Source organism: Sphingobium sp. SG1, from assembly GCF_057063145.1.
In genome coordinates this window covers 148,585-163,723 of sequence record NZ_JBVVOJ010000003.1, presented here as the reverse complement: position 1 = coordinate 163,723, position 15,139 = coordinate 148,585, and the positions used below count along the sequence as shown (strand labels likewise).

Genomic DNA, 15,139 nt, shown 5'->3' with positions numbered 1-15,139 from the left:
GGTGCCGCAACAGGATATCATGGCGGGGTGGGCCGATATGGGCCTGACGCCAAGGAAGGGGGAGCGACGATGCAAACCGTATTGTTGGCAGGAGGACTGGGATCTCGTCTGTCCGAGGAAACCGTCCGCATTCCAAAGCCGATGGTGGAGGTGAATGGTCGCCCGATCATGATGCACGTCATGGATATCTACAGCCATTTCGGACAAAAGGATTTTGTCTTGGCTTGTGGATACAAGTGCATGACGATGAAGGCGTTCTTCAACAATCTTCATCTGATGAACAATGATTTCACGGTCACGCTGGGCACCGGGCAGATGAACCTGCGTCCGTGCCGCAGCATGGACTGGAACGTCTCGGTCGTCGACACCGGCGAAACCACCATGACCGGTGGACGCATTCGCCGGTTGCGCGACTGGCTCGGCGACGAGCCGTTCATGGTGACCTATTCGGATGGCGTGGGGAATGTCGACATCGACGCCTTGCTCGCATTCCATCGTGCCCATGGCAGGATCGCGACGGTGACGGCGGTCCAGCCGCCAGCCCGTTTCGGCAATCTGGACCTGGAGGATGATCGCGTCGCCCGGTTCACCGAGAAGGTGACACGTTACGAAACCTGGATCAACGGCGGGTTCTTCGTCTTCGAGCCGGGCATTTTCGACTATCTGGGCGACGATACCGAGCCGCTCGAACAATCTCCGCTTGCCCGGCTCGCAGCCGATGGGGAATTGTTTGCCTACAAGCATCGCGGCTTCTGGCACCCGATGGACACCATACGCGATCGCGATCAGCTCGAAAGGCTGAGCGCTGAGGGCACGCCTCCCTGGCTTCAGTTCGAAAATGCGCATGGCGCGGAACTGCGGCCGAAAATCTATGCCTGATCCTGCCGGCATTTCCGATCGGATCGCCACCGCCTTTGCCGGTCGGCGTGTCCTCGTCACCGGGCATAGCGGCTTCAAGGGCGGCTGGCTGTGCCTTTGGCTCGCGCATGTCGGGGCGATCGTCAGGGGCATTTCGCTACCACCGACGGGATCGCGCTCCTTCTATGCGGCGGCGGGCATCGCCGAGCGTATCGATAGCCGCTTCGCCGATATTAGGGATGAGGCCGCCCTGCGCGCCGCCGCCCGGGACTTCGATGCGGAGGTCATATTCCATCTGGCGGCACAGCCGCTTGTCCGCCGCTCCTACGCGGCACCCGCCGATACGTTCGCGACCAATGTCATCGGCACCGCCCATGTGCTGGATCAGGCGCGGACCATGCCTTCGCTCAAGGCGGTGATCGTCGTTACCAGCGACAAATGCTATGAAAATCACGACTGGTCCTGGCCCTATCGGGAAAATGACCGACTGGGCGGCACCGACCCTTACAGCGCGTCGAAGGCCTGCACCGAACTGGTCGCGCAATGCTATCGGCGCAGCTGGTTCTCCGATCCGGATGGGCCGATGCTGGCGACCGTGCGGGCCGGCAATGTGATCGGCGGCGGCGACTGGGCGGAGGACCGACTGATACCCGACATCATCCGTGCCGCCGCCGCGCAAAATCCGATGATCATTCGCAATCCCCTCAGCATCCGTCCCTGGCAGCATGTGCTGGAACCGCTCTCAGGCTATTTGCTGGTTGCGGAACAGATGCTGGCCGGCACCTCTGCCGCCGCCGAACCCGCATGGAATTTCGGCCCGTCGGACAATGATGCGGTGACGGTAGAGCAACTGGCGCGTGCGCTGATCGCGAGTGCGCCGGAACTGGACCTGCCGATCCGCTTCTCCGCCGACAGCAACGCCCCGCATGAAGCACGTACCTTGCGGCTCGACAGCAGCATGGCGGCCAATGTGCTCGGCTGGCGTGCCTGCCTTTCGATGGCCAGCACCATCCGCCTCACTGCCGACTGGTACACGCACTATCTGCGGGGAGACGCCGATATGGCCGCCTTCTCGTGCGCGCAACTGGCGGCCTATCTCGATCTGCGTACCGCCGCCCATTCGGAGGAGCTTCTGCAATGCACGTAAGTTACGGAAAGAGCGTCCATGGCGAGGCCGAAATTGCCGCCGTGGTGGAAGTTTTGCGGTCCTCCACGCAGATGGGCGAGCAGGTGCGCGCGATGGAGGCCCGCGTCTCGGCGCTTTTTGCCAAGCATCACGGGCTGATGGTCAATTCCGGTTCTTCGGCCAATTATCTGGCCATCGAACTGCTCGGCTTGCCGGCCGGGAGTGAAGTCATCACGCCGGCCCTGACGTTTGCCACCACCGTTGCGCCGATCGTCCGGGCCGGGCTGGTGCCGGTGTTCATTGATGCAGAGCCGGGAACCTACAATATCGATGTCGCGCACATTGAGGCGATGATCGGTCCCCAGACCCAGGCGATGATGATCCCTTCGCTGATCGGCAATCTGCCCGATTGGGATGTGCTGATGGACATCGCCAAACGCCATGATCTGATGCTGGTGGAGGACAGTGCCGACACGCTGGGCGCCACATTGCGCGGCAAGAGCACCGGTACGCGATCGCATATCAGCACCACCAGCTTCTATGGCTCGCATGTCATCAACGCTGCGGGCAATGGCGGCATGATCTGCATCAACGATGCCGAAATGGCACGCAGGGCGCGACTGCTGCGCTCCTGGGGACGCACCTCGTCCTTGTTCGTAGACTCCGAAGCCGCGGAAAACCGCTTCGGTGTGCAGGTCGATGGCATCGAATATGATGCGAAATTCCTGTTCGAAGCGCTGGGGTTCAACATCGAACCTTCCGAAATGGGCGCGGCGTTCGGTCTCGTGCAGCTCGACAGGCTGCAAGAGAATATTGCCGCCCGCATCGCCAATTTTGCGCGGCAATATGCGTTCTTCGCCCAATATGAAGACTGGTTCGAACTGCCCCGTCAGCTCGATGAGTCCGTCACCGGCTGGCTTTCCTTCCCGCTGACCGTGCGGGAAAATGCGCCCTTCACGCGGCGTGAGATGCAGATGTGGATGGAGGGCTGGGACATCCAGACCCGCCCTGTCTTCACCGGCAATATCCTGCGCCAGCCGGCCATGCGTGGCGTGACCTGCCGTACGGAAGACGGCGGCTATCCGGTTGCCGATGCCGTGATGCGCGGCGGTATATTGCTGGCCTGCCATCATGGGCTCGACGAGGCGCAGATCGACTATCTGCAACAGACCTTTGCTGCCTTTGCCGATCAGCAGGCGGGGCCGCGCGCGCGTTCCGCTGCGGTCGCTTGAGGAGCGCAGGCCCATGCGCGCCCTGCTGGTCGGCGGAGCAGGCTTTATAGGGTCGCATCTGGCACGACGCCTTTTCGCCGAGGGGTGGGAGGTGCATGTCCTGCTCCGCCCGGATAGCGATGGCTGGCGACTGGCGACGCTGCCCGACGTGACGCAGCACCGGCTTGCCCTCTCGCACGGTCCGGCCTTGCAGGCCTGTATCGCGGATAGCGCGCCGACCCATATCTTCTGGCTGGTGGGCAATACCGCGTGGCGTCATGATGGTGCGGTGACGCAGGCCGGCGCATCGGTCGAGACGCTGGCGGGGTTCCTGGCGCTGCTCGAAGCTGTGGCACGGACCGGGCGACCACCGCAAATGGTCGTTCGGACGGGATCGATCGCGGAATATGGCGCGCAGGCGGTGCCGTTCCGCGAGGATCAGCGGGAGCGGCCGCTGACGGCCTATGCCGCATCGCTCACCGCCGCCACCTATTATGCCCAGGCACTGGCCCGCAACCTGCCATTCCCAATTGTGACCGCGCGACTGGCGCTGGTCTATGGGCCCGGCCAGGCCGCCGACTTCCTGGTTCCCGCCCTGATCGGGGCCTGCATCGCCGGCCGGCCGATCATCCTCAGCCGGCCGACGGACAGACGCGACCTGATCCATGTCGGGGACGCCGTTGATGCCCTGCTGTGCATCGCGGAAAGCAATGTGCGCGGCGGAACCATCCTCAATGTCGGTTCAGGCACGGATGTGGCCGTCGGTGACCTGGCGGATCGTGTGGTCGGCCTGACGGGGGCGAATCCGCGACTGGTCCGCCGCGAGACGATCGATGATCCGGTCACCTTGCGCCTCGCCGTGGAGGCGCTTGCCATGAACCTGGGCTGGCGGGCGCGCATCATGCTGGATGACGGGCTGGAGAGAACCATCTCCGCCGTCCGCGCCAGCAAGGCGGTGCAGGCATGAAGATGGAAGGGCCCTTGCGAACCCTGGTCTCGGTCGTGGTGCCGGCCTATAATGAAGAGGATAATGTCGAACGCTGTTATCGGGCGATCGTCGATGTATTCGTTGGGCTGCCCGATTATGATTATGAGATCATTTTCACCGACAATCATTCGACGGATCGCACGTTCGGGCTTCTTGCGCGGATAGCGGCCGTCGATCACAACGTCCGGGTCATCCGCTTTTCCCGCAATTGCGGTTATCAGCGATCGGTGCTGGTCGGCTACAAGAATGCAAGCGGCGAATGCGCGATCCAGCTCGATTGCGATCTTCAGGATCCCCCCGCGATGATCTCGCAAATGCTGGCGCGCTGGCGCGAGGGACATCAGGTCGTCTATGGCATCCGCCGCTCGCTGGGCGACGGGCCGGCGACCCAGTGGGCGCGGCGCCGTTTCTATCGGATCATCAATGCGGTCAGCGAGGATGATCTGCCCATCGATGCCGGCGAGTTCCGCCTGGTGGATCGCCGCATCCTGCAGGAACTGGCCGCCGTCGCCGACACCACGCCCTATGTGCGCGGGCTCATCAGCGCGATGGGCTTCTCGCAGGTCGGCATCGAATATGACCGTGGCATGCGTCAGGCCGGGCAGAGCAAATTCTCGCTATGGCCGATGATCGGGCTGGCGGTGGATGGCCTGCTCAACCATTCGCTGTTGCCATTGCGCATTGCCTCTCTCGTCGCCCTGCTGGTGGGCAGCACCACTTTCCTCCTGACTTTCGTCTATCTGCTCTGGCGCCTGACCATCGGCGCGGGGTGGCCGGCCGGTTTCGCGACGACGACGGTGCTGCTTCTGATGTCGATCACGCTCAATGCGATGTTCCTGGGCATACTCGGCGAATATGTCGGCCGCATATTCCTGCAGGTAAAGCGCACCGCAGCGCCGCCGGTCGAGTTCGCCCTCAACCTGCGACCACGATCGGCTCGGGAAGCGGCAGGTGGGATCGCGCCGTCATGAGCGCGCGATGGCAGGCCATGCGCTTCCTGGTCGCCGGTGGTGGCGCGACGCTGGCGGATGCCCTGCTCTATCTGGGATTGACGGGGCAGGGGCTGGATGCGCGGCTGTCCAATATTCTGTCCTATGGTGGTTCGGCGATCCTTGCCTTCCTGCTCCATCGCCATTGGACCTTCAGGGCGCGGGATGGCCTATTGCTGTCGCAGGGCGGGCGCTTCATGTTGATGGTCCTGGCCGGGCTGGTGCTGTCCACGCTTCTGGTCTGGCTGTTCGCGACGCCGATCGGTGCCGTGCCGGCCAAGGGCCTCGCCATCTGCGCCACGCTCTGTCTCAATTTCCTGGTGTCGCGCCTCTTCGTCTTCGCCGCGCCCGGCCGATCATGACGGCGGGAGCGATGCGATGGCGCGACGGGAAGAAGGGGCGGCAAGAGGGAAAGTCACGATGTGGATCATGACCGCTGCCGCTGCTGCCGCCGGGCTTGCCGTCACAACCGCATTGATGCTGCCGGGCCCCCAGGCGACCGGCCAGTCGGGCGCGCAATCCTCCTCCTTCAACAGCGACAATTGCGAAGAGACCGTGCCGCGCACGAGTGGGCAGGCGGCATTTCCCACAGCGGAAGGCTTTGGTCGCTTTGCCAAGGGGGGGCGTGGCGGGTTGGTCTATCTGGTGACCAGCCTGCAGGACAGGGGGCCAGGGACGCTGCGCGAATGTGCCGAGGCGACGGGGCCGCGGACCTGCGTCTTTCGTGTCAGCGGCACGATCGTCGTCGACGACTGGATCAAGGTGATGCAGCCCTATCTGACGATCGCCGGACAGACCTCTCCGGGGGGCATCGCCATCCGCATCCGCAATTCGCTCAATTCACCGATGCTGGTGCAGACGCATGATGTCGTCATCCGCCACATCCGCCTGCGTCCCGGCGCATCGGCCAAGGCCTCCGATAATGTCGACACGATCCAGATCAGCGGCGCGGCCCATGACGTGATCCTCGATCATCTGTCGACCTCCTGGCCGACGGACGAGGGCATCAACATCGTCGGATCAGGGGATGTACCCTTTCCCTGCGGCGAGACGCGCGACATCAGTGTGCAATGGTCGATCCTGTCCGAAGGGCTGAATGACGCCAATCGCGGTCCGCACAGCCGGGGCAGCTATTTCGGCTATGGCGCCCGCAATGTCAGCTTCCATCACAATCTGATCGCCAGCAATGTGCGGCGCAACCCGCTGGTCAACCTGCGCGGCAATTTCGACATGATCAACAATGTGATCTATAATTCGCAACAATATAATGGCGAATTCTACACCCGCTTCGGGGCACTCGCGATCAACATGATCGGTAACGTTGCGGTCGTGGGGCCATCCTCGCAAAAGACCAATCAACTCTATCTGGCCGCCTATTTTCGCGATTATCCCGCGCCATTCGATATCTATGTCCGGGATAATGTCGATATTCACCGCCCTGCCAACAGTGGCGATCAGCGGCTCGTCATGCCTTCGCGCGACTGGCAATATATCCGGGCTGCACCAGTCTTTCCGGTGTCGCTGTCGCCTGCGGCCATCACCGGGCCGGGGCAGGCCTATCGCGACATCCTGGCTTTTGCCGGCGCGACCAGGCCGGTTCGCGACACCGCCGATAAAAGGCTCCTGAACGACATGGCGATCTGCAAGGGGCAAATTCTCAACGCGCCGTCCCAGGTCGGTGGCTGGCCGGTCCTGCCGGGTGGCGCCGCGCCGCTGGATCAGGACAAGGATGGCATGGCCGACACGTGGGAGAGCGCGCATGGCCTGTCGCCGGCGGACGGGCGCGATGGCGCACAGATCGCCTCCGACGGCTATTCCAACCTCGAACATTATCTCTCCTCTCTGGCAGGCGACGATATCGTGCAGCGCGCGCCTTCGGCCATGCTGCCCGATCCGACCTGTGGCTTTGCGATCAAGGATGTCGGCCCCTTGCCCGAAATCAGCATCAAGGCGCAGCCGAGCCAATTGGCGGCGGCGGGGACGACGACGCTCAGCTGGACCGGCCAGAACATCAAGAGCTGCAAGCTGCTGGGGCTGGGCGTTCCGGCTAACGGATCGCGGCATGTGACGGCGGCCCGGACCACCACCTACCAGATTGCCTGTATCGGCCCCCAGGGGGGCGATGCGATCGATACGGTGGTGGTGCGGGTCGGTCCTTAAGTAAATCTCCTAAAGGGGTAGGGTGAGCCTATCCCGATGGCATGATTCCACCCGGAATTTTCATGTCGTCGGCTTCTGCGCTGCGTTAGCCTTTCGCGATGGCGGGCGGACTGGGAAGCACGCCTGTCCAACCGCAATCGGTGAGAGGAGTGCCACGGGCCATGGCGACGGGAGCCTATTTGCTGGGATCCAGCGAGTTCCGCATCAATTCGGTTCTGAGCGGCATACAGACCGATGCTTCGGTTGCGGCGCTGTCCTCCGGCGGGTTTATCGTCACCTGGACCGACGCCAGCAGCGACGGCAGCGGGACCGGCATCCGGGCCCAGCGCTATGATGCGAATGGCGTGGCGGTCGGCAGCGAATTCCAGGTCAACAGTTCGACGCTCAATGCACAGGATTCCTCCGCCGTCACGGCGCTGGCTTCGGGTGGCTTCATCGTCACCTGGACCGACAATAGCGGTCAGGGCGGCGATGCCGACAAGACCAGCGTCAAGGCGCAGATGTACGCCGCCGATGGTACCAAGGTCGGCGGCGAATTCCTGGTCAACAGCACCACCCAGATGGGACAGTCCAATTCGGTGGTGACAAGCCTGGCCTCGGGCGGCTTCGTCATCAGCTGGGTCGACGCCAGCGCCACTGCGCCGGACAATAAGGGCACCGGCGTCCGCGCCCAGATATATAATGCCAGCGGCGCGAAGGTCGGCGGCGAATTCCTCATCAACAACACCATCACCAACAGCCAGCTCTCGCCCGCGATCACCGGTCTGGCCTCGGGCGGCTTCGTTGCGACTTGGGTCGATTACAGCGCGCTGGGCGGCGACAGTTCGGCGACCAGTATCAAGGCTCAGCTCTTCACCGCTAGCGGTGCCAAGGTCGGCGGCGAAGTCCTGGTCAACAGCGCGACGGCAGCGACCCAGGACCAGCCGGTCATCACGTCCCTTTCGAACGGCGGCTTCGTCATCGTCTGGCGCGACCTCAGCCTTCAGGGAGACAGTAGCGCGTCGGGCATCAAGGCGCAGATCTATGACGCCGCCGGCAATCGCGTCGGTACCGAAATGCTGGTCAACAGCACCACGCTCAATTCGCAGGATCAGCCCACGGTGACGGCCACGGTCGATGGCGGATTTGCGGTCAGCTGGCGTGACAACAGCATCCTCTCATCGGATGCAAGCGGCTTTGGCATCAAGACGCAGATATTCGATGCCTCTGGCGATCGGCTCGGCGGCGAATTCCAGATCAACGGCATCACCGCCGGCAATCAGGAAATGCCGCCGATCGTCGCACTGCAATCCGGCGCGCTGCTGGTGACATGGACCGATTATAGCGGCCAGAGCGGCGACAGCGATGGATCGATCAAGGCGCGGATATTGACCCCGACCACCGCCGCGATCAGCGATCTGACCCTGTCCAATACGACCCTGTCGGAAACGGCGGTCGAAAATACCAGCATCGGCAGTCTCAGCGCCAATGGCGCATCCAATGCAGTCTACAACTACCAGATACTCGATGATTCCACCGGCGGCGCCTTTGCGGTCTACAAGGACAAGCTGGTGGTGCAGGACAGTCTGCTGCTGGATTATGAGACGTCCACCCAGGCGACCCTGACCATCCGCGCCACCGATACGTTCGGCAACAGCTTCGACAAGGTGGTGACGCTCAACCTGACCGATGCCGTCAATGAACAGCGCTATACCGGCGGCACCGAACAGCTTGCCAACAGCATGACCACCGGCAGCCAGCAACAGGCCTCTGTCGTCGGTCTTGCCGATGGCCGCTACGTGATGGTGTGGAGCGATGGCAGCGCGCAGGGAACAGATACCAGCGGCAGCGGTATCAAGGCGCAGATCGTCGACGCCAATGGGGTCAAGGTCGGATCGGAATTTCTGGTCAATGTCGCGACCTTGAACGGCCAGGACGGCGCCGTGGTTGGCGCGCTCGCGTCGGGCGGTTTCGTTGTCAGCTGGGTCGATGCCAGCCTGACGGGCGGCGATGCCTCGGTGTCCAGCATCAAGGCACGCGTCTATGATGCCAGCGGCAATGCGACCGGCACCGAATTTCTCGTCAACACGGCCACCGCCAACGCCCAGCGCACACCCGCGATCACCGCGCTTTCCTCGGGCGGCTTCGTCATCACCTGGGCCGATTCCAGCCTGCAGGGTGGAGACGCCAGTTCGACATCGGTCAAGGCCCAGGTCTATGATGCCAATGGCAACCGGCTGGGCACGGAACTGCTGGTCAACACCAACACCGCCAACGCGCAGGATACGCCGGTGGTGGCTGCACTGTCCAACGGCGGATTCGTTGTCAGCTGGCATGATTCCAGTCTTTTGGGCGGCGACAACAACAAGGACGCGGTCAAGGCCCAGATCTTCTCGGCCAATGGCAGCAAGGTCGGCGGCGAATTTCTCGTCAATACGACGACCGCCGGCAACCAGCAGCAGCAGGCGATCATCGGCCTTGCCAATGGCGGTTTCGCCATTGTCTGGGCCGATAATAGCGGCGTTGGCGGCGACAATGACTATTATGGCCTGAAACTGCAGATATTCGACGCCAGCGGTGCCAAGGTCGGCGGCGAGAAACTGGTCAACACGACCATAGCCGGCGGCCAATTGGCGCCCAGCATCAGCGTCATGGCTGGCGGGAATATCATGGTCAGCTGGTCCGACTATAGCGGCGCGGCCACAGAAAATGGCACCGCAGGGATCAAGGGACAGATTTTCGACATCAACGGCGCCCGCATTGGTGGCGAATTTCTCGTCAATACCGAATCCCTCGGTGCTCAGGCCGATCCGGCGGTCGCCGGTGGCACCGATGGCGGCTTCGCGCTGGTATGGACCGATTATAGCGGTCAGGGCGGCGACAATCTGGGAACATCGGTCAAATATAAGCTGTTCGAACCGCTCGGTCCGCAAGGTGGCCCACCCGCGCTGATCGCCACGGCGGACAGCGTGACCGGCGTGGAGGATCAGAGCATCACAATCCTCGCCTCGACCCTGCTCGCCAATGATGTCGATGCGGAGGGGCTGCCCATCTCGCTGGTCGGTGCATCGGCGATTTCCGGCGGCACGATCAGCCTCGATACCGATGGCAATATCGTTTTCACCCCCTATGCCAATTTCAGCGGCACGGCACTCTTCTCCTACGAGGTGGTGAACACCGTCGGGGTCGATGCGACCGGGCGGGTGAGCGTGGTCGTGGCCGGCATCAATGACGCTCCCACCGCGAATGCCGACACTGTCAGCGTATCGGAGGACGGCTCCACCTTCTCGTCGGCCACCTTGCTGGCCAATGATGTCGATCCCGATCCGGGCGATGTGTTGACGCTGCAAGCCCTGCCGGCGACCACCACCAACGGTGTCGCGCTGACCCTGTCGAACGGGACGATCAGCTATGCACCCGGTTCGGCCTATCAGTCACTGGCCGTCGGGCAGAGCGTCACCGATTCCTTCACCTATATGGTCAAGGACAATGCCGGCATGCAATCCAGCGCCACCGTGACGCTGACGGTGATGGGCGCCAATGATGCGCCGACGACGCTGGCGCTGACCGGGAACATGGTGAATGAAAATGCGGCCAACGGCACGGCCATAGGCACATTGAGCGCAAGCGACGTCGATAGCGGTGATGTGCTGACTTTCAGCCTGACCAACACGGCGGGCGGACGCTTTTCGGTGGATGGCGCAACGGGGCTGATATCGGTCGCCAATGGCAGCTTGCTCGATTATGAAACGGCGACCTCCTACCAGGTGGTCGGCCGCGTGACCGACAGCCAGGGTGCCTATGTGGAATCGAATTTCACCATCGGCCTCAACAACATGCCAGAGCCGAAATATTTTATCGGCGACAATGGCGTGAATATCTTCACCGCTGCCACCAACGATCTGTGGACGATCAATGGGCTGGGCGGAGCCGATGTGCTGACCGGCAATGCTAGCAGCGACATCCTCTACGGCGGTTCGGGGAATGACACGCTCGACGGCGCTGGTGGCGCCGATATGCTCTATGGCGGCATCGGCAACGACATTTTCTATGTCGATAATCTGGGCGACCGGATCGTCGAATATTATGGCGAAGGCACCGACATTGCTTATGCCAGCGTCGATTTCACGATGGAAGACAATCTCGAAAAGCTGACGCAGACCGGCTCGGCCAATATCGCGGTGGTCGGCAATGATTTCGCCAATACCCTGACCGGCAATGGCGGCAACAACCTGATGCGCGGCAGCCTGGGTGGCGATCTCATCGTTGGCATGGGCGGCGATGATGGCATCTATGGCGAAGACGGCAACGACTTCCTGCAGGGCAATGACGGCAATGATCTGCTGGTCGGCGGGGCTGGCCTCGATGAGTTGACCGGCGGGGCCGGGGCGGACAGCTTCCTGTTCGATTCGCTGACCGTATCGGCCGACCGCGACACGGTGAAGGACTTTACGCCGGGCGAGGACATGCTCGTTTTCGCGCGCGGCATCTTCACCGCCTTTGCCTCGATGCCTAGCGGAAGCCTGCCGTCATCGGCCTTCTATGCCGGAACCGCGGCAACCGCACCGGACCAGTATCTCGTCTACAACAAGTCGACCGGCGCGCTTTATTACGACCCCGACGGCTCCGGCTCCCAGGCAATGGTCCAGGTCGCCTTCCTCAGCACAAAGCCGACGCTGACGTTCCAGAATTTCGGATTGGCGTAGCACTTGTCTGACAGGGGTGAAGAAATGCAGCGCCGCTTATTGCGGCATTGCCGGCGCAGCACCAGGTCCGGCAAACCTGCGGGCGCACGGCGTGAATGCTGCATCGGTCGGCGGCAAGGTGAGCACATGCGGAGCCGGCCGGCTTATTGAAATCAGGCATGTCTACGGTGAGAACGGTACAGTAGATCATGCAATTGCTACACGTCCGGTCGCCCGCTGCAGAACCTCAAGGCAAACTTGTTCGCGAAGACCCTTCCTCTCAGGAGTTAGGTCCTCTGGCAATCCCGGGGGCGGTTCATCTGTGGCGTGAAACCCGAGCCTTTGAGCTTCCTAGAGCGCTTCCACAGCTCTTCGGCATCACCGATGTCGTAGGGACGTGCATCTTGCTTATTCATCCAGCTCTATTTGCACGGCAATGGGCGCGCTGGCAGGCGCGGACCAAATCAGGACGGGTCGCTGCGCTGATTACGCAGCCAGTCGATGAATATACTTCATCTTGGTGACATGTCGATATCGAGCGCACCGTGCGTTTATCGGTTCTGAGTTTGGCAAACCGACCCGCTGTTGATCGAGCTTTAGGATCGTGGTCGAGGCAGATTACCCGTGCAGAACGGCTCAACTGACAACAGCTTATTCTGACGTCGCTCAGCCAATTTTCCAGCCAACTGAGGGTAAGCCAAGGGAATGGACAGGAATGATTTGAGAGATGCGCATGGCCATTATCTCCCTATGATACCCTATAAGCCTTTGATAAAAAGTTCGAATAATGCCGCCCCAGCTGCAATCCATTCGGACATCGCTTGGCTGGCCGCTACGCGACGACACCACCCCGATGAGCGCGAAGTTCAGCGCTCTCCCATTCGCTTTATCAAAGAAGATCTTGAAGGCCGATTCGTCAAACTGGTTGATGTCGACGCCGACAGCTTCCAGTTCGCATGAGTTTTCGTAGAGTAGTTTGGCGAATTTTTGGGCCGACTTTCGCGGCTTTCACAGTGGGCATCATAGAAGCGTATCGATTTCGTCATCGGTGAGCTATGGCGCGGAAGACCGTCGGCACGCTCGCATCATGGCGATTGTGGACGCGGACGGTCTCGCGCTTCTCCAAATCGACACCGCTCAGATGCTCGATGATGGTGGTGGCGAAATGCTGGCGGGTCTACTTGCCGTTATCGACGATCGCGATGCCAGCCTGCCGCTGATCGTCCACGCCACGACGCGAGATATGCTGCTTGCCGGCTACCGGTTCCTCGTTCGCCCGGTTTCAGAGTAGATTTCGGCCTGAAAACCATGGGCGCGGTCAAGGTCGAAGTCACCTGGATGAGCCGCAAGGGGCGCAAGATCCAGACCTTGCCGAACGTCAATCCGGCGAAATATGCGGGTAAATCGCTCGTCATCAGGGAGCGGTAAGTCTCGCGAGATCGGGGGCTGCGGGCAGGGCATCCGCAGCCCCTCGGCGCTTTCAGGTCGCGTCGAACCGGGTGGCGCCCGCTGGCAGCGAGACTCGCTTGAGCGTGCGGGCCTCTGCCTTGGGGGCATAGATGGTCGACATGGCGATATAGTCGCCGGTCGCCTTTTCCCGTGTCAGCGTCAGCAGGATATAGCCCTTGGCGCGCTGGTCGCAGAAGGCGACCTCCGAGCTTGCCTGTTGCAGCAGATCGCCGATCGGCATTTTCGGCAGCATGTCGCCGATCGACGGGCTGCTGATCGATGACGTGCCAAATTCCACGCCGATGGCATTGCCCTGTGCGTCGGCCAGTTGATTGGCCCAGAAGGCATGGCTGTCCCCGGCCAGCACCAGCGGATGGGCGCCGGCCCGGCGGATGCTCTGGTAGAGCCGCTCGCGCGCGGCGGGATAACCGTCCCAGGCATCGAGGTTGAAGGGTAGGCCGGCGCGATAGCCCGCTTGCGCCAGTTCCACCTGCGCCCGCACCGACGGTTCCAGCGTCGCAACCATCGCCGCGGCCTTTTCCGCGCCGAACAGCTTGGCAAGGTCCGGGCCGTTGACCCGTGCCATCACCACCTGATTGCCCAATATCTGCCAGGGCGTGCCGGCCTTGACCGACGCGGCCAGTTCCTTCTCCAGCCAGGCGCGCTGCGGCTCGCCCAGCATCTCGCGGTCCGGCCGGTTGCGTTCGGCCAGCACCGCCGCGACTTCCGATCGACTGGGCGTTTCGCCCTTGAAGCCGGCCTGTTCGCTGCGGGCGAGCAGGCGCGTCTCGACCATCAGCAGGGTGGCGAGATCGCCAAAGTCGAAACGGCGGTTGATCGCTTCCCAGGGATCATTGCCCTGCGGATCGCGGATCGGCATCCATTCGAAATAGGCCTGCATCGCGGCGGCCTTGCGCTTGGCCCAGTCACCCTCGGTCGCGGGATGGTGATTCTCCGCGCCGCCGATCCAGCTGTCATTGGCGGTTTCATGATCGTCCCAGACGCAGATGAAGGCGGCGCGGGCATGGGCCGCCTGCAGGCTCCTGTCGCCCTTGTAATGGGCATGACGGGTGCGATAGTCGGCCAGCGTCACGATCTCATGCGCGGGTTCCAGCCCGCGCCCGATCTTCTGGCCGATCTCCGCGCCATAGCCGTCGGCGCCATATTCATAGATATAGTCGCCCAGATGCACGACCGCATCGATCCGGTCGAGCGCGGCGATCGAGTCATAGGCGGTGAAGAAGCCGCCGGGGTAGAGCTGGCAGGAGACCACCGCCAGCACGGCATCGGCCACCGCGCCCCTGGCCAGCGTGCGAAAGCGGCCGACCGGCGATGGCGCGCCGTCCGCCAGTTCGAACCAGTAATGATAGTCATGGCCGGCCTTGAGGCTGCGCGGCTCGACCTTGACCGTGAAGTCGCGGGCGGGGCGGGCCTGCGCCGCGCCGCTTTCGACCGGCTTGCCGCCGGCGCTTTCGGCGACATGCCAGCGCAGGGGGATCGCCGCCTGCTGCGCCGGGTCGACCGGGGTGACGCGGGTCCACAGGATCGCGCCGCGCTCGGTCGGGTCGCCGCTGGCTACGCCATGGACGAAGCTGGCGGCGGCTTGTGTCGCCGCCATGCCGATGCCGGGGAGGGCGGCGCCCGAGCCGATCAGGCCCAGCGCCGCGCGACGGTCAAGCTTCATGCGGTCCGCG

The 15,139-nt window shown here is 62.6% G+C and carries 11 protein-coding genes; 10 read left to right on the top strand and 1 reads right to left on the bottom strand.

The window, feature by feature from the left end:
• Positions 1-69: 69 nt before the first annotated feature.
• The 10 genes from rfbF (at position 70) to AC0KVN_RS08710 (ending at position 13,287) form a co-directional block, all read left to right on the top strand.
• A complete protein-coding gene (gene rfbF, locus AC0KVN_RS08755) occupies positions 70-879 on the top strand; it encodes a glucose-1-phosphate cytidylyltransferase (protein ID WP_048937514.1) in 810 nt (269 codons plus the stop codon).
• On the top strand, positions 872-2,005 hold the full coding sequence (rfbG, locus tag AC0KVN_RS08750) for a CDP-glucose 4,6-dehydratase (protein WP_435566702.1): 1,134 nt from the start codon (positions 872-874) through the stop codon (positions 2,003-2,005). The genes rfbF and rfbG overlap by 8 nt, the downstream gene beginning before the upstream one ends.
• On the top strand, positions 1,996-3,216 hold the full coding sequence (locus tag AC0KVN_RS08745) for a DegT/DnrJ/EryC1/StrS family aminotransferase (protein ID WP_435566701.1): 1,221 nt from the start codon (positions 1,996-1,998) through the stop codon (positions 3,214-3,216). Before rfbG ends, AC0KVN_RS08745 begins: the two co-directional genes overlap by 10 nt.
• A 13-nt stretch (positions 3,217-3,229) precedes the next feature.
• A complete protein-coding gene (locus AC0KVN_RS08740; RefSeq protein ID WP_435566700.1) occupies positions 3,230-4,162 on the top strand; it encodes an NAD-dependent epimerase/dehydratase family protein in 933 nt (310 codons plus the stop codon).
• The gene (locus AC0KVN_RS08735; RefSeq protein WP_435566699.1) at positions 4,159-5,154 is read left to right on the top strand and encodes a glycosyltransferase family 2 protein; all 996 of its coding nucleotides are present in this window, start codon (positions 4,159-4,161) and stop codon (positions 5,152-5,154) included. Before AC0KVN_RS08740 ends, AC0KVN_RS08735 begins: the two co-directional genes overlap by 4 nt.
• Positions 5,151-5,534, top strand: coding sequence for a GtrA family protein (locus tag AC0KVN_RS08730; protein ID WP_048937519.1), 384 nt, complete (start codon positions 5,151-5,153; stop codon positions 5,532-5,534). Before AC0KVN_RS08735 ends, AC0KVN_RS08730 begins: the two co-directional genes overlap by 4 nt.
• 58 nt (positions 5,535-5,592) lie before the next feature.
• Positions 5,593-7,332 carry a pectate lyase family protein gene (locus AC0KVN_RS08725; protein ID WP_435566698.1) on the top strand — a complete coding sequence of 580 codons (1,740 nt, stop codon included), beginning with the start codon at positions 5,593-5,595 and terminating at the stop codon, positions 7,330-7,332.
• Between the two features lie 161 nt (positions 7,333-7,493).
• Positions 7,494-12,017 carry a beta strand repeat-containing protein gene (locus AC0KVN_RS08720; RefSeq protein WP_483656068.1) on the top strand — a complete coding sequence of 1,508 codons (4,524 nt, stop codon included), beginning with the start codon at positions 7,494-7,496 and terminating at the stop codon, positions 12,015-12,017.
• Between the two features lie 684 nt (positions 12,018-12,701).
• Positions 12,702-12,956 carry a hypothetical protein gene (locus tag AC0KVN_RS08715; protein ID WP_435566696.1) on the top strand — a complete coding sequence of 85 codons (255 nt, stop codon included), beginning with the start codon at positions 12,702-12,704 and terminating at the stop codon, positions 12,954-12,956.
• Between the two features lie 127 nt (positions 12,957-13,083).
• Complete coding sequence (locus AC0KVN_RS08710) at positions 13,084-13,287, top strand: hypothetical protein (RefSeq protein WP_435566695.1); 204 nt, start codon at positions 13,084-13,086, stop codon at positions 13,285-13,287.
• A 189-nt stretch (positions 13,288-13,476) separates the two neighbouring features.
• Here AC0KVN_RS08710 and AC0KVN_RS08705 read toward each other — a convergent pair whose 3' ends face one another.
• Positions 13,477-15,129 (bottom strand): alkaline phosphatase D family protein, encoded by a 1,653-nt coding sequence (locus AC0KVN_RS08705; RefSeq protein WP_435566694.1) that lies wholly within the window; start codon positions 15,127-15,129, stop codon positions 13,477-13,479.
• Positions 15,130-15,139 lie beyond the last annotated feature (10 nt).

Excerpts from the sequence above, each read along its gene's own strand:
- AC0KVN_RS08740 (WP_435566700.1), top strand. The coding sequence starts at position 3,230 with ATGCGCGCCCTGCTGGTCGGCGGAGCAGGCTTTATAGGGTCGCATCTG.
- AC0KVN_RS08745 (WP_435566701.1), top strand. The coding sequence starts at position 1,996 with ATGCACGTAAGTTACGGAAAGAGCGTCCATGGCGAGGCCGAAATTGCC.
- AC0KVN_RS08735 (WP_435566699.1), top strand. The coding sequence starts at position 4,159 with ATGAAGATGGAAGGGCCCTTGCGAACCCTGGTCTCGGTCGTGGTGCCG.
- AC0KVN_RS08720 (WP_483656068.1), top strand. The coding sequence starts at position 7,494 with ATGGCGACGGGAGCCTATTTGCTGGGATCCAGCGAGTTCCGCATCAAT.
- AC0KVN_RS08705 (WP_435566694.1), bottom strand. The coding sequence starts at position 15,129 with ATGAAGCTTGACCGTCGCGCGGCGCTGGGCCTGATCGGCTCGGGCGCC.
- AC0KVN_RS08730 (WP_048937519.1), top strand. The coding sequence starts at position 5,151 with ATGAGCGCGCGATGGCAGGCCATGCGCTTCCTGGTCGCCGGTGGTGGC.
- AC0KVN_RS08725 (WP_435566698.1), top strand. The coding sequence starts at position 5,593 with ATGTGGATCATGACCGCTGCCGCTGCTGCCGCCGGGCTTGCCGTCACA.
- AC0KVN_RS08715 (WP_435566696.1), top strand. The coding sequence starts at position 12,702 with ATGGACAGGAATGATTTGAGAGATGCGCATGGCCATTATCTCCCTATG.
- rfbF (WP_048937514.1), top strand. The coding sequence starts at position 70 with ATGCAAACCGTATTGTTGGCAGGAGGACTGGGATCTCGTCTGTCCGAG.
- AC0KVN_RS08710 (WP_435566695.1), top strand. The coding sequence starts at position 13,084 with ATGGCGATTGTGGACGCGGACGGTCTCGCGCTTCTCCAAATCGACACC.
- rfbG (WP_435566702.1), top strand. The coding sequence starts at position 872 with ATGCCTGATCCTGCCGGCATTTCCGATCGGATCGCCACCGCCTTTGCC.